Source organism: Alkaliflexus imshenetskii DSM 15055 (assembly GCF_000517065.1).
Lineage (GTDB): Bacteria > Bacteroidota > Bacteroidia > Bacteroidales > Marinilabiliaceae > Alkaliflexus > Alkaliflexus imshenetskii.
Genome location: NZ_KI912105.1, coordinates 1,932,820 through 1,954,402, shown reverse-complemented (window position 1 = coordinate 1,954,402; position 21,583 = coordinate 1,932,820). Strand labels below are relative to the sequence as shown.

The following is a 21,583-nucleotide window of genomic DNA, read 5'->3' as shown; positions in this document are numbered from 1 at the left end:
ATTTGTATTATCTGACTTTTTCAGTCTTGAAATAGGGCTGTATTTTCTGAATCAGCTCATGTACCTGCACAGGTTTGTTCAAGCAATCATTTACGCCGGCATGCATCAATAACTGCTTCTCCTCATTCTTAATATCTACTCCCTGCACAATAATGGGAATACGTATGTTGGCCTGTCTCAGCTGGCTTACCAGACCGGGCGATGCCATATCAGGCAGCGTTTGGCTTAATATCACAGCATCAATGTCATTTCTTTGCATCAGCAACTGTCGTGCTGTGGAGCCTGAGCGTGCCAGTAAAAGCGTGATGCGCGTCTTTTCCAGCTGCTTTTTGAGTTGAAGGTGATTGCTGCTGTTGTCATCAATTAAAAGCAGCATTTTGTTGTTCCAGTTGGGCAAAGTCCCGTTGGTACGTAAAAACTGTTCGGTAGGTTCTGCAGCAATAGGTGCCACAATTTCCGGAATACAGAGCATAGAGGGGTGCAGGTTCAGATAAAAGTAGAACTCCGAACCTTGTTGTTTTTCCGATATCAGACCAATGGAGCCACCCATTGCTTCGGTGAGTTTTTTACAAATGGTGAGACCTAAACCTGTACCACCATATTTTTTCGATGGTGTTTCCTCCTCTTGTCTGAAAGCCTCAAAAATCATATTTTGATTTTGCGAAGAGATGCCAATGCCGGTATCGCGCACAAAGAATTTCAGGCGATTGTTGGCCGGCTGTTCAAATCCGAGTTCTATATGACCTTTGTGTGTAAATTTGATGGCGTTATCCAGCAGGTTGTTGAAAATTTGCAGTAGTCTTAGAGGGTCAGCATCAACCAGCACTTGTTGTGGTGTATATAGCGGAACACGGTAGTTAAGTTTAACCTGCCCATTGCACTCGGTTTCAACTCTCTTGTTGAATGTTTTATATACCCCATCCATCAAATCCATGATGTCAACAGCTTTTTTCTCAATCACCATGTGACCGCTTTCTATTTTGGCGATGTCGATGATGTCATTGATAAGTGCCATCAGGTTGTCGGCACTTCTGTTTATGAGTGAGACAAACTCTTCGCGGTCGGCACTATCGGGATCTGTTTCGCCCAGCAGGTTTGAAAAGCCCACGATGGCATTCAGCGGAGTACGTATTTCGTGACTCATGTTAGCAAGGAAGGCCGATTTCAGACGATCGGCGGCTTCTGCTTTTTCTTTTGCCAGCAACAGTTCCTGTTCGGTTTTTTTCCGAGAGGTGATGTTTCTGCCAATGCCGAGTATTGAGATGCAATTGCAGTTTTCGTCCAGCTCGGGCGATAGGGACCAGTCAAATGTCAACACTTCTCCGTTGTGTGAATAGTCCAGTTCAAGATGTACAATGCGCCTCGAGCGGCTCACATAATCAAGCGATGACAATATACGATCGGCAAAATCGGGATGTAACTCTTCCAGATGCATTATTTCGCGGTGGAAACCTTCTGCATTAAGGCCAAAAATATTTGAAAAAACGGTGTTGCTGTATGTTATCAATCCGTTCAGGTTTATTCGCGCAACACAGTCAGGAAGGTTTTCCGACAGACTTCTGAACTTTTTCTCGCTGAGTTCCAATGCCGCCTCATTGCGTTTACGTCTGGTAATGTCATGAAGGCTAAAGTAAAGATGATCCTCGCCTTCGAGGGTCACAAGCGTGCCATGAATCTCAACATACAATAGAGAACCGCTTTTGTGCAGCAGCTGGAAATCGCCTCTGTAGTCGATTCCAGACCTTATCTGGCGCACCAGCTTCAGATAGTCTTTTATACCGTTGTTTGTTGGAAACAGAGACGCCAGGTCAGTCGACATAAGCTGCTCCCGATAATATCCAGTAAGCTCACACCCGGCCTGATTCACATACACCAATTTACCCTTACGAGTTATGATGAATATCCCATCAATGTTGGCTTCAATGATTTTGCGGTTTCGCTCTTCGCTTTCAATCAGGCTGTTTTCGATGTGTTTAACCTGTGTCATATCCTGTCCAATCAGGAGAAAATAGTTCTCCTCTTTAAAACCGGATGCTTGCGTACCTGTTATCTGGTAATAGAGCTGTTTGCCATTTCGGTTTGAAAGGCGCATGTCTATTACCGAAACGCCTTGAGATATAATTTCGTGATAGAATCTGTCAATGTCTTCCTGCATTGCATTGGTGCCTGACATGAATTCTGATGCATGGCGGCCAATCAGAAAATCTCTGGGGAAGAGGGATGCTTCAACCACATGGTCGTTTACATATTGAATTATTCTGTCTTTAACCAGAATAATCCCAATGGGGGCGGTGCGTATGAGGCTATTCAGAAAGTGCTCTTTTTCAGCGAGCAGTTTGTTTATTTTGATTATTTCCCGATGTTTTATCAGGTTTTGCTTTTCAGTTTCTTTGTGGTCAAAATGGCCGGCTAACATGCCTGTGATGGTCTCAATCATTGCATTGTCCATCGGGAATGGCATTAAACTGTCGTCCCAATACATCACCAGCAGTCCCACAACGCCGTTGAAGCTTCTGATGCCTGCCATCAGACAACTCTTATCGGGGAATGCCGTCTCTTTAGGCAGTGCGGTAATCGATTCGGGCTGGTTCACTATGCCTGATGGCATATCGTAAGGCACTTCAACACGTTCCGGGAAGTTTATCTGTAGTTGACCTGCTGTAGCGCAGGCAGCCATTTTCAAAACGTTTTCGGCTCCTGTGTCCGATACATAGATTGCGATACCCGAAAGGTTGCAGCAGTCAACCATTTTTCGGGAAATGTTCACGAGTGGGTCTTCGTTTGATTTTTTTTGGTTTAGAATGGTAGAAACCTCAAAGAGAAATTGCTGGATTTGTAAACTGTTTCTGATCTGACGAATGGAGTTGTGTTGTTGGTATGCATTACTTATGAGTCGTGAAACGGTACCAAGAATCGCTTTCTCAATGGAGGACCACTTACGCTGAAATTTGCACTCGTCAAAACCAATAAAACCTGTAATTTTTTGTGCGGTGATGATGGGAAGCACAAGGATGGATTTTATCTCCTGCGGAACCAACATGTTAACGATGTCTTCCGGAAGCTCATTCACTATGTCTGCAGATTCAATGCTGCCTTTTGACTTAAGCATCGGCATCCACGACGGAACTTCATGATAGGAGACATGTTGTAACTGTTCGATTTGCGGAGTAACATCTTTATTGCACCATTCATAAGTGTTACGGCAAAACAGATCATTTGCAGCATTTTCAAATATATATACCCTGCTGGTATTGGTAAAATCGCCAAGTAGTTGTAAAACAGATTCCAGTCGACTGTGGAAAGGGGTGTCGGACATCAATATGCTGGAAATGGACAAGGGAAGAAAGAGCTGTGAGTCGGCGGAGTCATGGCCATTATCTGAAACCGAAATACCAGAGACCTTATTGAGCAAATGCTTCAACGCCCTGTTTTCGGCAATAAGCTCAGAATTAATGGCCGGGTTATGGTTTATGTCCTTTATTTCCATCGGTAAAATTCGGAAAACATTATGTTTAAGATTAGTCCGAATTGGGTTATCAGGAAAAATCTTTTTAAACTAAAACTCAATAATTTTTATTTCTTGATTTTGGTTTACAGACTCATTCTTACCTGCAATATAGTGCAGATTGTCAAAATAGCAATTGTCTTTTTGATGATTTTTGACAACTGTATGCATTTTTCTTACAAACGGATGATATTATTTTAATTTATCAGGTTTGTAAAAAACAATAAAAGTTGATTCTTTCCATTCATTATTACTTTCTTAGATGTTGTATTAACTTATAAAATACGTAATTTTGAATCGGATGGCAATGAGGTGCCACTTTTTTTGTAACATAATATTCTGGTTGCTTAGGGCATTGTTCCACACTTTGAATAAGGCATATAGGGTTTGTTTAAACAGCTTTTTGAAGCAATCAGAGAATTAATTAACATATAAATCTATTGCTTTGAAAGAGGGAGTTGTAATAAAATCAACAGGCAGCTGGTACACCGTTAAGGAGGAGGCTGGTCCGTCAGTGGCTTGCCGCATAAAGGGGAAGTTCAGACTTGACGAACTCAAATCAACAAACCCTGTTTCTGTGGGCGACAGGGTTACATTTGAAATGGATGACATCACTGGAAATGGTGTCATTACGCACATTCATGAGCGCAAGAACTACATCATTCGCAAGGCCACCAATCTATCTAAGCAGACGCATATTCTGGCGGCAAATATCGACCAGGCCATTTTGCTGGTTACCATTAATTACCCCATTACCACCAATATTTTTATCGATCGATTTCTAACATCGGCTGAGGCATACAGAATTCCGGTGGTTTTGCTTTTCAATAAAACGGATCGATATGATACAAAGCACCTGGCTCAAATGGAAGAGCTACGCGCCGTTTACGAGAATGTTGGCTATGAAACAAGGGCTTTATCGGCAAAGAACCAGGAGAATCTGGATGAGATAAGGGAGTTGTTAAAGGACAAAACCACGTTGATTGCAGGTCACTCCGGAGTGGGGAAGAGTACGCTCATAAACCGTCTGGAACCCGGTTTAAATTTGAAAACCCGCGACATTTCAAGGTTTCATCAGTCGGGAAAGCATACTACAACTTTTGCAGAGATGCATCCATTCTCCTTTGGCGGATATATTATCGACACGCCGGGTATTCGGGGCTTTGGATTGATAATGATTGAGAAAGAGGAGTTGTATCACTATTTCCGGGAGATTTTTGCTGTGTCGCAACAGTGTCAGTTCCATAACTGCACTCACCTGCATGAGCCCGGTTGCGCTGTAAAACAGGCCGTAGAGAATGGCGAGATAGCGTTTTCGAGATATAACAGTTATATCAGCATTCTTTTAAACAAGGATGAAAAGTATCGGTAGCATGAATATTTGGGATAATGCATCACAGACTTAATTTTAAGTGTTGGCCGTTTTTAATCGGCTCTTTTATATAGATTATGAAAAACACCTTACTCTCATCCCTCGTATTGTTATTCATCTGGAATCAGACTGATGGCGTTGCATCATCGTCTGAGGCGCCGGTTTTTTTTATTCCAAATGTGATTGAAACGACTCTTCTTTACAGTTCTTTTTTGAACGAGATGGTTTTATCCAGCCCCCTGATTGATTACCCTGTTTCTTTTAAACTGCTGGCAATACCCTATGTTTTGTCTGTCAAAGTGGTGTTGGGTTTATGGGTGTCGTTGGCACTGCTGGTAATGGCTGGAATCATCTTTGTCATCTACTATCGGCGTCAACAAATGGAGAAGTTGCGCATTCGCCAATCCGAACAGGCGTTGAGTAAAGTGCTCCAATATCTTCCTACCGGGATTATCCTAGTAGACCCTCAAGGACATATCTGCCAGGTTAACAACGCAGCACTGCGGCTTTTTGAGTTGGAGGATGCCGACATTGTAATCGGACAAATGTTGGACGAACGCCAACTCTTCTCACGCTTAAAAGTGGTTCGAAAAGAGCAGGTTTCTGCATCGGGCAGGCGCTACATCATTCAAGATGCTTTTGGAAATGAGAAAGTTGTTTACAACGAAAAGAACCTCTTTTTTCTTCAGTCGGAGAAATATGTTATAGAGACTTACCATGATTGGAGCAGTTTTACACCACGCAATGCATCTGAACTAACGGGTTCTCAAGCCGGTTTCATCACAAATATTAGCCACGAATTGCGCACTCCGCTCAATGGAATCATCGGCATGACCGATTTGCTTCTTAATTCGATTCATTTGCCCGCTCAGGAAAAGGAAATGGCCAAAGTGGCCAAACGGTCGGCCGAAACACTGCTGACGCTTATCAATGACATTCTCGACTTTTCAAAACTGGATTCCGGAAAGTTTGAAATCGAATCCATTGCGTTTAACCTTAAGGATGAAATAGAAGCAATAATACACGATTTTGTAATGTTGGCGCGGGAGAAGAAGATACAGATTGTGACCGATTTTGGTGAGGTGCTTCCTCATGATTTTATTGGCGATCCGCTTCGGGTAAGGCAGGTAATGAACAATTTGATAAACAATGCCATAAAGTTTACTCCGTCAGGAAAGATAGAGGTATCGGCCAAAGCAGCAAAGACCACTGCAGGGGCTGCTGCCATACAGTTTTCAATACGCGATACCGGAATTGGAATTCGCGCATCAAAGTTAAAGACCATATTTGAACCTTTTGTGCAAGGCGATGAAACCACCACACGTGAGTTTGGAGGCACAGGACTTGGAACAACCATTTCAAAGCAGTTAGTGAACCTCATGGGTGGCGAGATATGGGTAAATAGTCCGTCGGGCTTGTCGACCGATCCCAACTACCCGGGTTCGGAGTTTAGTTTTACGCTTCCGCTAAAAACCCGCAGATATCAAAAAACACTTGATTTTTCAGCCATACAGTCTTATGCCCAGATAAGGGCACATGTGATAACCGACGACCCCATGCAGGTGCACGTGTTGACGCGCAACCTGATAGCACTGGGGGTTAACTTCCAGATTGCATCGCCAACCATCGAAACCATTGAATCTTTAAAAGTTGAAAATGACTGTCATTTGTTGATTATTGACCACAGGTATGATCTCAACGGGCTGGAGTTCCTGCAGGAGTTGCACAACAGCCATCTGCATAAAAAGCACCTTATTTTGATGCAGAGTAGTGATTTTCAGGCATCCAATACCAGCCTAGCTCGCCGAATGGGTGCAGATGTCTACTTGCGAAAACCCATTCCGCTGATGGTACTTCGGCAATTCCTCGAAAGACACTTCCCCAATATTTCCGAGAGAGAGCGTACAGCGACCCTCTCCATACCCGAGGTTTTTCATGTGATGGTGATTGAGGAGAGCGTGCTGAATCAGCGACTAATAGTCAACCTCCTGCATCGATTTGGTTACCATACCAGCACTGCTCGCAGTATCAACGAAGCCATTGCTAATATCGGATTTGAGGGAGTTAATCTGATATTGCTCGAGGCCGACGAGGATGCTGACAATAACGAAGCGGCCATCGTCAGTTTACAATCCATCGCCGTTTCATGTCCTGTTTTATTGATAGGCACCAGCGCCAATCTTATCGACATGGCAAAAAAGCAGTATGAAGCATGTGGCTTTTCCGATTTTCTCATAAAGCCTGTTACCTATGATGGGGTGGTGAAGCTGATAAACAAATGGGGCATGGGAGCCAACGAGCCAGCGAGTCACAGATAATTTTCAAAATGCAAATAATAGCCACACGATTTTCTCTCCTTTCACGTTTTTGTTTCAGTGGCTAATTTTAATAGTGGGTTAATGCAGTTATATAATCGAAAACGTTGGTGGAAATTTCTGTTGTTTCTGGGAGCAGCAGCTATCAGTGTGTTTACTTTGCTTTATACCAATCGACTGACGTCAGAGCTAAAGCTCGAAGAACAGAAGAAGATGGAGTTATGGGCAGAGGCCAACCGTTTGCTCACCATTGATGCCACACCGGGTGAGACCATGGCGCTCATTCTCGAAATACTGAGAAATAACACCACGGTGCCGGTAATACTTACTGAGGACGATGACAATATTGTTTTTCATCGAAATGTGAAGCTCTCCGGACGAAACGATGAAGTACAGCTTGAGAAGGCATTGCAGAAAATGAAAAAATACCGCCAGCCTATTCCTGTAAAAATTTCTGACGAAGAGTGGCAGTATATCTATTATTATGACTCCATACTTTTGCGCAAACTACAGTGGTTTCCTATTGTGCAACTGTTGGTAGTTTTTGTTTTTATGCTTATAGCTTATGTGGCCTTTAGTGTGGCCCGCAAATGGGAGCAGGATCAGGTTTGGGTAGGAATGGCACGTGAAACAGCGCATCAATTGGGCACACCCACCACGTCACTGCTTGGGTGGCTCGATGTGCTGGGTATGAAAAATGCCGACCCTCAGCTACTGGACGAAATGAGGTTTGATATTCAGCGGTTGCAGACCATCACTTCACGGTTTTCTAAAATAGGCTCGCGGCCGGAGTTGTATCCCGAGGATATCACCCAGGTGGTTCAGGGTATGGCCGACTATCTCAAAAAGCGCAGTTCCTCATTTGTGGTTTTCAATCTTCATTTTGAGACAATACCGGTATCACATATTCCATTAAGCAGGTCACTGTTTGAATGGGTTATTGAGAATATTTGTAAAAACGCAATTGATGCGATGGAAGGGGAGGGGCAAATCACAATTCGGTTGTTTGCACATAGAAATGATGAGATTGTCCTGGATATTTCTGATACAGGCAAAGGGATGTCTAAAGGCGTACAAAAAACGGTATTTAAGCCCGGCTACTCAACCAAGGCACGTGGTTGGGGATTGGGCCTCACACTTAGCCGGCGCATTGTGGAGCAGTATCACGGGGGGCGTATTTTCATCCTTGCCTCATCGCCCGGCAAGGGCACTACTTTTCGCATTGTGCTGCCAACTAAAAAATAGATGCCGCTGACATCCAAAACTACAAAACAGGAATATTCTCATTTTTTTGATTAAATTGCCAATCCTATTATTAAGAGGCAGCTTGTAATTCCAGTTTAAGCGGCTGAATCAGCAGCTTTTGTTTCGCCGTTGTGATAGGTGCGGAACCATGCGCGATACAACGCTTTTTGATATTGAGTAGTATGTTTTTTTGTGCATCGAGTAAGGGATTTCAATTTATCAGGAAACAAATAATAAGAAAAAAGCATAATTTATTTCCCTGAGTATTTTATTTTTATAACTTTGCACCGTTTTTACCGGAAGGTGTTGTGAGAAAGCTGAAAGACTACAGTATTGGCTTTAAAGGCCTTAAAGATGGGAATCATCTGTTTGACTATACTGTCAATGGTGATTTTTTTGCGCTTTTTGAAGATGCGCTCTATCAGGATGGCGCCATTAAGGTGCAAATTAACCTGAATAAAGGGCAGCAGATGCTGATTCTGGATTATCACATTGAAGGTTACGTGGCATCGCTATGCGACAATTGCCTTGAATCCATCAATGTGCCGGTTAAACACAACAGCAGGCAATATGTGAAGTTTGGCGATGCTTTTGAAGAACCAGACGATGACATTATTGTGATTCCCAGGGAGGAGTATGAAATCAATGTGGCGCATACCATTTACGATCTCATAGTTACCAGTTTGCCAATCAGGCATCTGCATCCCAGGGATAAGAAGGGAAATAGTGGCTGTGACCCGGAAATGGTTAAAAAACTTTCGGAGTACATGGTTGACAGAGAACCGGGACAAAAACAGGAACAAGAACAAGACCCCAGGTGGGACGCATTGAAGAAATTAATAGATAAAAACAAGTAAAGAGGTTGAAAAATGGCACATCCTAAGAGAAAAACATCGAAAACCAGAAGAGACAAAAGAAGAACACACTACAAGGCTGTTATGCCTGCATTGGGTGTTTGTTCTAACTGTGGTTCATCTGTGAAGCTGCACACTGTTTGTGGCGAATGTGGTTATTACAGAGGAAAGCTGGCTGTAGAGAAAGAAGTTACAGCATAAGCTCCTTCACTGATAAAGAAGCTTGCCCCTGATGAAAGTCCGGGGCAATTTTTTTAATTGGGGTTGGGGAATGGAGACCCGGTGACTTTTTATACATTTGTATGAGGTATGATAAATACCCTGTCATAGAGTCTGCATCAGAAGTTCAGCTATGACTGATTAGATAACCGATTTGTTAATTTAGTCATTTTACCCGAATGGGGATTGTAGTTGTCTGGCGGGGAAACTACATGAAGCAGCCGGTTGAAAGAGGTCAGCCGGATTTGGGGCGATAAACAAAAAGTGAATGAGAAAAATGAATGCTGTGATTACGGCCGTAGGAGGTTACGCGCCGGATTACATTCTTGACAATCATGAGTTAAGTCAAATCGTTGACACAACTGATGAGTGGATTATGACCCGCGTTGGCATCAGAGAGAGGCACATCCTCAAAGGAGAGGGAAAAGGAACTTCTGATATGGCTGTGGAAGCTGTAAAACAGATTTTCGACAAAACAGGTACGCATCCCGATGAGATCGATTTGGTTATCTGTGCTACCGTTACACCGGACCATGTGTTTCCCGCCACCGCCAACATCGTCTCCGACAAATTAAACATCCGCAATGCCCACAGTTTTGACCTTAATGCCGGATGCTCAGGGTTTCTTTATGCGCTGGATACCGCATCTAAATTTATTGAGGCAGGCGCTAAAAAGAAGGTGCTTGTGATTGGGGCAGATAAAATGAGTAGCATCGTTGATTATACCGACCGTACCACATGCGTATTGTTTGGCGACGCTGCAGCAGCTGTATTGCTTGAGCCCACACATGAACCGGTAGGCGTGATAGACAGCATCCTGCGGAGCGATGGATTTGGACGTGTATATCTTAACATGAAAGCAGGTGGTTCTGTAAAACCTGCCTCACACGAGACCATCGATAACCGTGAACACTATATTTTTCAGGATGGCAAACATGTGTTTAAACATGCTGTTTCGCGGATGGCCGACGTATCTGTGGAGATGATGAATAAGCACAACATTGCGCCGGAGGAGCTTGCCTGGCTGGTGCCACATCAGGCCAATATGCGAATTATTGACGCTACGGCCGAACGCATGGGTATCGATAAAAATAAGGTAATGGTGAATATTCAACGTTACGGCAATACCACCGCTGCCACCATTCCAATGTGCCTGGTTGAATGGGAAAAACAACTGAAAAAAGGTGACAACATCATTCTGGCTGCTTTTGGAGCTGGGTTTACGTGGGGTTCACTTCTGCTGAAATGGGGTTACGATCCCCAGTAGGCAGCAACAATTATATATTAAAAATAGCATCTCATGAGAGGTGCTATTTTTTTTTGACCCTGCTCTTTCACATGGTTACAGGCAATTTTTAAGATCCAGTTGTGTGCAATTCAACGTTGAAACAAATTACAATGCTGCTATTCGGCACGCGGTGACCGGTACAGTAAACCAGACACAAACCAATGTAGTTTCATGAAGCAATTAAGCCATTTGTGTCTTGTTGTCGATTTCAAATTATCCTTCCTGATTTTTTATCTCTCCGGTTTTCTCACCTGTCCGCATCCTTTTAAAAGTCTATAATGACTTTATCAATTATTGATAGGGGATTTTATGTTATTAAAACCAAATGGATGTTCGGTTTGTTAGGTAGTTATATGGCAATAAGTATTTCTTTCAAAAAACGTACATACATGAAACAGAGATTAATGTATATTGCTATAAAAAGAGTTTTTACTCTTTGCTTAGTTAAAAAAACAGAAAAATTACGTGCGGGCGAATCATTAAGGAAACTTTTCTCTATATTTGCCGTTGCAAACTCGAGATAGCAATTTTGATTGAAATTGCGAAGCTAAAATTGAAAAAAGCAACAATAAAGTCAAATGCACAGTTTGCAATGTTTTGTTTTCACGCATAACAACTATTAAAACCTTATAACGATGTTCAAACCCGGAAACTGGCAGAATGCGATTGATGTTCGCGATTTTGTATTGAAAAATGTTCGTCCGTACGACGGAGATGGCAGCTTTTTGTGTGAGCCTACCCAGAGAACCAAAGATTTGTGGCAAATTTGCCTGGATGCCATTTCTCAGGAGCGCGCCAATAATGGTGTTTTAGGTATCGACAACCAGGTGATATCCAGTGCAGTGTCACACGCGGCCGGTTACATCAGTAAGGATAAAGAGATAATTGTTGGGTTGCAAACCGACCAGCTTCTTAAACGCGCCATGAAACCCTTTGGAGGCTATGCCGTGGTTGAAAAAGCATGTGAAGAGCATGGCGTTGAGGTTGCCGAAGATGTGAAAAATGTATTTAAATACGCCAAAACTCACAACGACGGCGTTTTTGATGTATATACCCCCGAAATCAGATTGTTCCGCTCCTTGGGTATTCTTACCGGATTGCCCGATAACTATGCTCGTGGACGTATCATTGGCGACTATCGCCGTCTGGCTTTGTATGGCACAGCCAAATTGATTGAAGCCAAAAAGAGTGACTTGCTTGGGCTGACTGGCCCCATGACCGACGAGCGCATCCGTTTGCGCGAAGAGGTGGCGGATCAGATTAAAGCTCTTAGCCATTTGAAAGAGTTGGGCGATATTTATGGATTGGATCTTTCCCGTCCGGCTCAAACTGCCCAAGAGGCTGTTCAATGGGTTTATATGGCGTATCTGGCTGCTGTAAAAGAGCAGGACGGTGCGGCCATGTCATTAGGTAACGTATCTTCATTTCTGGATGTTTACATCGAGAATGACATCGAGAAAGGTCTGATTACTGAAGAGTATGCCCAGGAGCTTATCGACCAGTTTGTGATGAAACTGCGTATGGTGCGCCACTTGCGCATGGAAGCGTACAATGAGATTTTTGCCGGCGACCCAACCTGGGTTACCGAAGCCATTGGTGGTAAGTTGGCCGACGGACGCCATAAGGTAACCAAGACCTCATTCCGTTTTCTTCAGACTTTATACAATTTGGGTCCCTCTCCAGAGCCCAACATGACCATCCTTTGGTCAAAAGATTTGCCGGAAGGATTTAAGAAGTTTTGTGCGCAGGTTTCTATCGATACCTCTTCCATTCAATACGAAAATGACGACCTTATGCAGTGCACCCGACATAGCGACGACTATGGAATTGCATGTTGTGTATCATTTCAGGAGATTGGAAAGCAGATACAGTTCTTTGGTGCCCGTACCAACCTGGCTAAAACATTGCTCCTCGCCATCAACGGTGGTCGTTGCGAGCTTTCGGGTAAGCAGGTGCTAAATAACATCCCCGCACTGAAATCTGATGTATTGGATTTTGATGAGGTAATGACCAATTTCCGACTGGCCATGAAAGAGGTGGCTCGTATCTACAATGAGTCCATGAACATCATCCATTACATGCACGACAAGTATTATTACGAGAAGATGCAGATGGCATTGGTGGACACAAATCCGAAAATAAATCTGGCCTACGGTGCCGCAGGATTAAGCATTGTGGCGGACTCACTTTCGGCCATTAGACATGCCAAAGTTACTGTGGTTCGCAATGAGTCGGGCGTTTCTTCGGAATTTCTGATTGACGGAGATTTTCCTTGTTATGGTAACGATGACGACCGTGTGGACGTATTTGCCAAGGATATTCCGGCCTATTTCAACGGGTTGCTTAAAGAGCTGAAAACATACAAAAATGCTGAGCCCACGCTATCTATTCTTACCATCACTTCAAACGTGGTGTACGGACAGAAAACCGGTGCCACACCTGATGGTCGTGCGCACGGCGTGCCCTTTGCACCGGGAGCCAATCCCATGCACGGACGTGACAAGAGCGGAGCCATTGCGTCGCTAAGCTCAGTATCAAAAATTGATTACCGCGAATCACTGGACGGTATTTCAAACACTTTTAGCATTGTTCCCAAAACGCTTGGAGCTACTAAGGAGCAACGTCAGGAAAACCTGGTATCTATTATGGATGGCTACTTCACCAAGGATGCGCATCACCTCAATGTGAATGTGCTCAATCGTGAACTGTTGGAAGATGCCATGAACCATCCTGAACATTATCCGCAGCTCACCATAAGGGTGTCGGGATACGCGGTAAATTTTGTACGACTTACGCGCGCACAACAGCAAGACGTGATAGCACGTAGTTTCTTTGAAACTATCTGATATAGAAAAAGAAGAATAACAGATGTTAGGCAGTGGTAGCAGGTTATTCAGAGTTGCTCCTATGGGCAATAGCGAATATCTGGACTCCTGTCTGAGCATCTGTCTTCTTTTATTACCTGCCTAAACCATTTTATAAACCCTTATCTGGCTATTATGCTCAGGGTACACTCCATAGAATCACTTGGCACGTATGACGGCCCCGGAATCCGGTTGGTTGTTTTCCTGCAGGGATGCAATTTTAAATGCCTCTACTGTGCCAACCCCGACACCATCGAGTTTGGTTCGGGCAGTGAGATGACGCCCGAAAGCATCCTGCTCATGGCTCAAAGTCAGCGGCCATTTTTTGGAAAGAATGGCGGTATCACCATTTCTGGTGGTGAACCGCTCATGCAGGCACGTGAGCTGATACCATTGTTTAAAATGCTTAGAGCCCACGGGTTTAACACTTGTATCGATACCAACGGCAGCATTCTGAACGAGGCTGTGAAGGAGTTGCTGCAACATACCGATTTGGTTCTGCTCGACATAAAACATGTGGATGCGAAGAAGCATAAAAAACTCACTGGCAAGGCCAATTCGCGCACGCTCACTTTAGCCGATTATCTTGCTCAACAGAATGTTCCAACATGGATAAGATACGTGCTTGTGCCAGGCTATTCAGACGATGAGGCCGATTTGCACGGGTTGGGGATGAGAATTGCTGAGATGAACAATGTAAAAAAGCTCGAAATACAACCTTATCACAAATTGGGCGTACACAAGTATGAAGCTTTGGGTTGGGAGTATCAGATTCCGGATGTCCCTTCCAATACTTTAGAACAGTTAAGTAAAGCTAAAGCCATTTTTGAGAATTACGTCTCGGAAGTTATTATTAATTAGTTTTTTTATGGTTTTCCTAAAAGGGGAAATTCAATCTGTAGATCATTGGTCTGCAGATTTTTATGTTTTAACGGTATTTAGTGAGGTATCAATTAAAAAAGTCAAATAAAAACATCGGTCAGAATGTCTTATCTATCACCTAAAGAGCTTGTAGCCAAAGCGCACGATGCTGCTTTTACACGTGCCAATTCTACGCTTAAACAAACCATTGTATTGTCTTTTCTGGCCGGGGCATATATTGCCCTTGGAAGTCTTTTGGCTGTCACTGTTGGCGGTGGTATGCCGGGTGTGGCAGTTGAAAATCCGGGGTTGCAGAAGTTTATGATGGGCGCAGTGTTCCCCTTGGGATTGATATTGTGTGTTGTGGCCGGTGCCGATTTATTTACGGGCAACACAGCATATTTTATACCACCGGTGGCCTCTGGAAAAATGCCGATTACTACCATGTTCAGGAACTGGACAATTGTTTACTTAGGCAACTTTGTGGGCTCTCTTTTTGTGGCATACATTCTTGCCTATCACAGTGGTATGTTCGCCAAAGCGCCCTGGCTCGACAGTCTGTATGCAATTGCACATTATAAATCAGGAGCCACGTTTTTCGCCGTGTTTGTAAAAGGTGTTGGCGCAAATTGGCTGGTGGCTCTGGCAGTATGGACTGCTTTTGCGGCACAAGACATTCCCGGAAAGGTTCTTGCCATCTGGTTTCCTGTAATGGCCTTTGTGGCAATGGGTTTTGAGCACAGTGTGGCCAACATGTTTTTTATCCCCACAGCTATTTTTTATGGTGCGGATGTAACCTGGGGGCAGTTTATCGTAAACAATCTGATACCTGCTACACTTGGCAACATTGTAGGAGGTTCCTTGCTTACCGGAGGTTTGTATTGGTATGTATATGAAAAGAGCGCCTGATTCACTCTCAGGTAAAGGGAAGGCGCTAAAATTACTTAACACTTGAAGAGATGTGTCTACCTAAAAGGGGCAGTTTTCTGTTTCTTGTATGTTTTTTTGCCGTCCTGACGAATGGTGAAAACAGAGAGCTTGCACGAGGGGTTGTAACAAACGATTCCAGTGCAATTGTAATCAAGCAATTCCTGCAAATAGGTGCTGATGAAGGTCCTGCCTTCAATAATTGCCGGCTTAATGCAGTCATTGGCGGATTTTCAGCAATGTACCTGGGGTATATGAGCTATCTTCAGTACGTATGGTATAAGGATAAGGAGCGAGTCTCTTTTCATTTTTACAACGATTTTAAAGGGTATAACCAGATGGATAAGTTTGGTCATGCCTATGGTGCTTACCTTATGAGCTATGCCGGGTTCAAGTCACTCCGGTGGGCTGGAATATCCCGTTCCAAGGCAGCCATCTACGGCGCAGGTATGGGTTTTTTATTGCAGATGCCCATCGAAGTATGGGATGGTATGTATGAGGGATGGGGCTTTTCATGGAGCGATGTGGGTGCCAATGCCGCTGGTTCATTGCTGTTTTGTGCACAAGAATTGATTTTCCAGGAGCAGATTGTCACTTACAAATTCTCATTCTCACCTTCACCTTATGCAAAACAAGCCAATGGTTATTTGGGCAGTGGTTTCAATCAGATGATGAAGGATTATAATGGACATACATACTGGGTAAGTATAGGCGTTAATAAGATTGTGCCGCGATTAGGTGCGCCTGATTGGCTTAATCTTGCCATTGGTTATAGTGCAGGAGGTATGTTTGGAGAGTTCGAAAACATGGAAAGCTATAAAGGCGTGTCCATTCCGGAAACACAGCGTTACCGACAATTTTTGCTTTCATTTGATATTGATTTAAGCAAGATAAAAACCAGAAATCAACTGTTGGAGAAAATTCTTGACAACATGTTTATTGTTAAAGTTCCGTTTCCTACTTTGGAATGGAATACCAAAAAGGATATGAGACTGCATCTGCTCTATTTCTAGGGCATCCTATTTTCAAAAATTATCCTATTTTTAAGCTCGAATAATTTAAAGCATACACATGAAAAAGGGCGCTCTATCTCATACCATGCCGTTTGTGCAATTTCTTCTGATTTTTATTATTGTGCTGTTATCGTCTGTGGTGGTAACACTCATAGGTGTGCTCATGGCTTTGCCCGTGATTGGATTAAACGGTATTATGGAGGTAGCCACGGCAGGAGGCTCTATTGCTGTACTCAAATATCTTCAGATGGTTCAGAGTTTTGCCATATTTGTAGTGCCCTCTTTGATTGTGGCTTGGCTTTTCTCCGTGCGTCCCATATATTGGTTATGGTTTCGAGCAGCAAATTGGCGGTTGGTTGTAATTTCTGTGTTGCTAATTTTTGTGGCACAGCCGTTTACCGCCTGGAGTGCCCAATGGAACGCTTCCCTTACATTGCCTGAATCGCTACGGGGCATTGAAATGTGGATGAAGTCAGCCGAAGAGAGTGCATCAGGCATTATTTTTCGCTTTTTGGATACGACCAATCCATTGGCCATTCTCTTCAATGTTTTAATGATAGCTGTTTTGCCTGCTTTTGGCGAGGAGATGCTTTTCCGAGGTGCCATTCAGCCTACGTTTCAACGTTGGGTTAAAAATCACCATTTGGCAATATGGTTTACTGCCTTTGTTTTCAGTGCCATGCACATGCAGTTTCTTACCTTTATGCCGCGGTTTATTCTTGGCGGATTGCTCGGTTACATGCTGGTATATGGTGGTAGTATCTGGTACCCCATTGCAGCACATTTCTTTAATAATCTGATGTCGCTGGTGGTGTTTCACTATTATCGTGCCTATAAGCCGGAGGTCAACCCACTCGATCCGAATCTGGATGCGCCTTCATGGTGGCTTGCCATAGGCAGCTTGCTTGCAGCATGTTTTGTGTGGTGGTTGCTTAGAAACCGACGAACAGACAATGAGATCGATTCTAGTCAGGTAATTATGGATTCCTCGCAGGATGATTAGCATCTAAAAGGAGCAGGCTTTAAAGAATTTAAATGCCGGGACAGAGTATCACATTTCAGGCTGCTCCGTTAATGGTTTGCACCACTATGTAACTTGATGGAGTATCTGTCTAGTCCTGAAGTTTTTCGGATGGTCGAAATACATATACCACGCCGTAATCGCTGCTGGCATCGCGCTTCTGATCCGGATCTAGATTTTCGTGAGAGGCTTCTATTTCGTTCCAAAGGTTGGTAATCAGCCGGTCGGCCTGTGTGCGGTAGTCTGTGACTTTTTCCATCAGTTTCTGGGAGGTGCTAAGTAAGTCCTTATGAATGTTGTACTGTTCCACAAACTTTTCGAATTTTACCCTCACCATGGCCAACGATGGGTTATAGATTCTTGTGGCACCAGTTGCCATTCGGGCTTCTTCTCCTTCAATAAGGTTTTTTCCCCATTGCAGCAGCTGTTGTTCAGTGCCAATTTCTGGTACCGAGCGCTCCTCTACTGGTAGTTTGTAGTACTTGCGCACGTCGGGCTTTAATTCTCCTCTCAGAATGCAAAGGTTAACAACCTGAAAGAAATGGGACACATACAAACGTGCCGATCTGAACTGCTCGCCCAATAGTTTGCCAATTTTTGCCTGTCGGTCGCGGTTGTGTTGATATTGGTTGAGCACCTGCTCAAAATGAGGAAAGAAGGCCTTTAGTTCCAGCAATAGTTTTTGGGAGTATGCCAACTCAATGGGACTTATTGAAGTTCCCTTTTTTAGCGCGGCTTTAAGCGCCCTTACGCGGGCCTGATCGGTGTTGGGCAAACGACGGTATGGCATGTTGCTGAAACTTTTTGACGAATCAACTTGGCGAATGATTCTTACTGTTCATAAAAGATGGTTATTCGGTGAAAATATGTAAAAGTTACGATATATCCAAGAAAAAATAAAGGTCTGATTATCAGAAAAGAGAATTGGGGATTATCTGAATAGAGAAATTATTTACAAATACTGACTTTGAATCACAATAGCACATTGGTTTTTTGTGATAAAATTTTGACGAAAGCCCGGATAATTTGTATGAAAAATCGCTGTATCTTCAGGGCACTTTCCTAAAAATACAGCGATTTATTGTATTCTGATGATTGTATAATCAGAGATATATGCCTTCGCCAACGCCGATTGGTAGTCCCACCCAATACCAGATGAAGAGAAGTATCACCCACATCACAAACAATACCACTGCATAGGGAATCAGCAGAGAGAGGATGGTGCCGATACCTACGTTCTTATCGTATTTTCTGACCCAGCCTATGAGCAGCGGGAAGTAGATGTATAGAGGGCTTACACAGTTAGTGATGGAGTCGCCTACGCGATACATCAGCTGGATAAAGGCGGGGCTATAGCCAAGTTGCGCCAGCATGGGAATAAAGATGGGTGCAAAGATGGCCCATTTGGCTGATCCACTGCCGATGAAGATGTTGAGAAATGCCACAATAATCATGAATAACGTAAACATCACCGGCCCTGTGAGACCCGATGCCTGAAGAAATTCTGCGCCGTTGATGGCCAGGATGGTATCCAGACGACTCCAGCTAAAGAGGTTAATGAACTGCGCTACCACCAGCATGAGTACGATGTAGCCCGACAAATCTTTCATGCCGGCTTCCATAAAGCGGAGTGCATCGTCGGGTTTGGTGATGGTGCCGGTTATTTTTCCATATACATATCCCGGTATGGCAAAAAAGAAGAAGAGAATAGGTACCAGTCCGCGTAGGAATGGCGATGGCACAATGCCACCGGTTTCGGGGTTTCGCAACGGCGCATTTGACGGTATTACCAGAATGGCGATGAGCGCAATGAATAGCAAGGTGGCCAGTCCGGCATATTTAAGTCCTTTCTTCTCGGCTGCTGACAGTTTTGGTGTTTCTTTAAAGGCTTCCACGCCCTCTTCACCAATTGCAAAACCTGCACATTTTGGTATGGTATACCGTGAGGCCACAAAAGCACCGCCAATGCCAAGCATCAATGTGGAAGCAATCATAAAGTACCAGTTGGCTGTGGCACTCACTTCAATGGTGTCATCAAAATGGGATGCCACCTCGGTGCTGATGCCGGCAAGCAGTACATCGGTGCCGGCTATGAAAAAGTTGGCTGTGAAGCCGGCTGTGGCGCCTGCATACCCGGCTATGAGCCCTGCGATGGGATGTAACCCCATCTGCATAAAAATAAGTGCCGCAATGGGAGGCACAATGACTACGCCCGCATCGGAACCAATGTTACCACAGGCACCGATGATAAAAATTACGGGAAGCACAATTTTACGCGGAACCGCAAATGCCATGGTGCGAAGCACAATGGTCAGGAGTCCGCTCCGCTCGGCTACGGCCACACCCATTAACATGACAAGCACCAACCCGAAGGGCGCAAAGTGAGCAAAATTGGTGACCATCTCTTCCAGAAACCTGCGAAGCCCTTCGCCCGAAATGAGATTCTGCGCCACCACTTCGCGGCCACTGCCTGGATCGATGGCACTCAGTCCGAAAAAGGCGGCCACAGCGCTCAGCAGTACGATGAATATGGTTATCCAAACGAACATCCAGAATGGATGGGGCAACTTATTGCCAAGTTCTTCTATCCATCGGAGGAGACCGCTGCTCTTGGGAGGGTGGGTGGAATGACTCTCTTTTTGCGACATGCGTTTTAATATTGTGAATTAGTAGATGTATGTTATTTGCTGCAATTTTCAAAAATCGTAAAAAAAACCAAAACCATGGGTGAAAAATGTCAATTAATGAGAAATTTGCCAAAGCCTGTTTTGTCAAGTATTAATTGTGATGTATTGCGAGTTCGTTGGTTTGCTTCTCTCTTTAACTGGTTAAGTCCATTATATCAGCGCAGTATATGTTGGCTGGTGATGAGGGTTTTAATTTTCGCCGTTAACTCGAATTTGTAAATAGGGCCTCTGCTTGCCCTGGCAAAGCCAAGTATTTAACTTCGCTTAAAGTAACTTGTTAATCGCAATTATGTAACTGTAATTTTTATGCTCAATGAAACCTGCAATTTATTAAAAAACTACTGGTTTTTATAAAGCGAAGTTGACTATTGCACTTAGCCCGAGTTTACTCATATTTGTATATCGTGATGGCAGATAAAAACTACGTTAAAAAAAGCACGAATCACAGATTCGCGCTTTACCAAGATTTGAAAATTGAGAAAGTCAATGGCAGTTGCAAATGGCCAGTTAAGATTCGACGTAGTTAGCCAACGCATGTGCTTATTCACAAGACTACGCCGAACGGAGTCTCTTTTTTAACCTTAAACCCGAAGTCCCATGCTGCTATCCCGAAAAATTCAACAGTTGCAACAACTGGATCAACTTATCCGGTTAAACTGCACAGGAAGCCCATCTCAGCCTGCCCAAAAACTCGAAATCTCAGAGAGTTCACTTTTCCAATTGCTACAAACGGCAAAAGATTTAGGTGCCGAAATCAGGTATAACTCATATAGAAACAGATACGAATACATCACACCCATGCGTTTTGTTTTTGGGTTCTTGCCTGAAGCGCGCATACAACTCGCCACAATAAAAGGTGGCTTCTCCACGCGAAACAAAAGTCTTTCCTCGTTTTGCCAGAAAAACCCGGGAACTCTCCTGCCTTATTTCGAAGTAATTTAAATTTCCCGAGTTTCTCTCACTCCAGAGTTTTTGGAGTGGCACGCCATATTTTTACTCTGCATTTAATATTTATCCCGGCCGGAAAAACAATGCCCCGGATGCCGAAAAGGGACACATGGTGTGTGAAGAGTAGGTATTTAATAAATTATTAATTCGATGGCAAGTCTAAAATTTAGTCAGTTTAAAGATAACGAATGTAGCTCTGTTGAACTAAGAAGTATAGTCGGCGGAATTACGAGAGCTGAGTTTCATGAGTTTTGCAAATACCTTTGGGATAAGGGACACTATGATCAATTAGCAGAGGTAATGAAAATGTATAATTCAGGCCTTAGTACATGACAAAACAGTTAAATAATTGAAAATCAATTAAATAATAATCTAAAGCATTTGGATAAAACCTTGATATTCAGTATATTACAGCTGATTACCACATCTTTTGTACTATACGTGAACACCAAGGTTGATAACAA

The 21,583-nt window shown here is 43.7% G+C and carries 15 protein-coding genes; 12 read left to right on the top strand and 3 right to left on the bottom strand.

Going from position 1 to position 21,583, the window contains the following annotated elements; genetic code table 11:
- Window positions 1-7: 7 nt before the first annotated feature.
- Window positions 8-3,487: a PAS domain S-box protein gene (locus ALKIM_RS0108090; protein WP_026474192.1), complete on the bottom strand. Its 3,480-nt coding sequence runs from the start codon at window positions 3,485-3,487 to the stop codon at window positions 8-10.
- Window positions 3,488-3,950: 463 nt separating this feature from the next.
- On the opposite strand from ALKIM_RS0108090, the gene rsgA reads away from it, so the two are divergent.
- From rsgA to ALKIM_RS18020, 11 genes are all read left to right on the top strand, one after another.
- On the top strand, window positions 3,951-4,877 hold the full coding sequence (rsgA, locus tag ALKIM_RS0108080) for a ribosome small subunit-dependent GTPase A (RefSeq protein WP_026474191.1): 927 nt from the start codon (window positions 3,951-3,953) through the stop codon (window positions 4,875-4,877).
- 77 nt (window positions 4,878-4,954) lie between these two features.
- Window positions 4,955-7,195, top strand: coding sequence for an ATP-binding protein (locus tag ALKIM_RS0108075; protein ID WP_026474190.1), 2,241 nt, complete (start codon window positions 4,955-4,957; stop codon window positions 7,193-7,195).
- Between the two features lie 81 nt (window positions 7,196-7,276).
- Window positions 7,277-8,437, top strand: coding sequence for an ATP-binding protein (locus ALKIM_RS0108070; RefSeq protein WP_026474189.1), 1,161 nt, complete (start codon window positions 7,277-7,279; stop codon window positions 8,435-8,437).
- Between the two features lie 308 nt (window positions 8,438-8,745).
- On the top strand, window positions 8,746-9,294 hold the full coding sequence (locus tag ALKIM_RS0108065) for a YceD family protein (protein WP_026474188.1): 549 nt from the start codon (window positions 8,746-8,748) through the stop codon (window positions 9,292-9,294).
- A 12-nt stretch (window positions 9,295-9,306) separates the two neighbouring features.
- Window positions 9,307-9,492, top strand: a complete 186-nt coding sequence (rpmF, locus tag ALKIM_RS19635) for a 50S ribosomal protein L32 (RefSeq protein ID WP_084555837.1) — start codon at window positions 9,307-9,309, stop codon at window positions 9,490-9,492.
- A gap of 286 nt (window positions 9,493-9,778) precedes the next feature.
- A complete protein-coding gene (locus tag ALKIM_RS0108060; protein WP_026474187.1) occupies window positions 9,779-10,777 on the top strand; it encodes a beta-ketoacyl-ACP synthase III in 999 nt (332 codons plus the stop codon).
- Window positions 10,778-11,433: 656 nt separating this feature from the next.
- Window positions 11,434-13,644, top strand: coding sequence for a formate C-acetyltransferase (gene pflB / locus ALKIM_RS0108050; protein ID WP_026474185.1), 2,211 nt, complete (start codon window positions 11,434-11,436; stop codon window positions 13,642-13,644).
- 153 nt (window positions 13,645-13,797) lie between these two features.
- Complete coding sequence (gene pflA, locus ALKIM_RS0108045) at window positions 13,798-14,523, top strand: pyruvate formate-lyase-activating protein (RefSeq protein ID WP_026474184.1); 726 nt, start codon at window positions 13,798-13,800, stop codon at window positions 14,521-14,523.
- Window positions 14,524-14,646: 123 nt separating this feature from the next.
- Entirely contained in the window at window positions 14,647-15,432 is a 786-nt protein-coding gene (locus ALKIM_RS0108040) for a formate/nitrite transporter family protein (protein ID WP_026474183.1), read from the top strand.
- Window positions 15,433-15,482: 50 nt separating this feature from the next.
- The gene (locus tag ALKIM_RS18025) at window positions 15,483-16,463 is read left to right on the top strand and encodes a DUF2279 domain-containing protein (RefSeq protein WP_052345484.1); all 981 of its coding nucleotides are present in this window, start codon (window positions 15,483-15,485) and stop codon (window positions 16,461-16,463) included.
- Between the two features lie 58 nt (window positions 16,464-16,521).
- A complete protein-coding gene (locus ALKIM_RS18020; protein WP_052345483.1) occupies window positions 16,522-17,466 on the top strand; it encodes a CPBP family intramembrane glutamic endopeptidase in 945 nt (314 codons plus the stop codon).
- Window positions 17,467-17,575: 109 nt separating this feature from the next.
- Here the strand turns inward: ALKIM_RS18020 and ALKIM_RS0108025 are convergent, their stop codons facing one another.
- Both ALKIM_RS0108025 and ALKIM_RS0108020 read right to left on the bottom strand, forming a co-directional pair.
- The gene (locus ALKIM_RS0108025) at window positions 17,576-18,274 is read right to left on the bottom strand and encodes a hypothetical protein (protein WP_026474182.1); all 699 of its coding nucleotides are present in this window, start codon (window positions 18,272-18,274) and stop codon (window positions 17,576-17,578) included.
- 313 nt (window positions 18,275-18,587) lie between these two features.
- Window positions 18,588-20,132, bottom strand: coding sequence for an AbgT family transporter (locus ALKIM_RS0108020; RefSeq protein WP_026474181.1), 1,545 nt, complete (start codon window positions 20,130-20,132; stop codon window positions 18,588-18,590).
- Window positions 20,133-20,768: 636 nt separating this feature from the next.
- Here ALKIM_RS0108020 and ALKIM_RS18015 point away from each other — a divergent pair.
- Window positions 20,769-21,113, top strand: coding sequence for a hypothetical protein (locus tag ALKIM_RS18015; RefSeq protein WP_052345482.1), 345 nt, complete (start codon window positions 20,769-20,771; stop codon window positions 21,111-21,113).
- The last annotated feature ends 470 nt before the right edge of the window (window positions 21,114-21,583 follow it).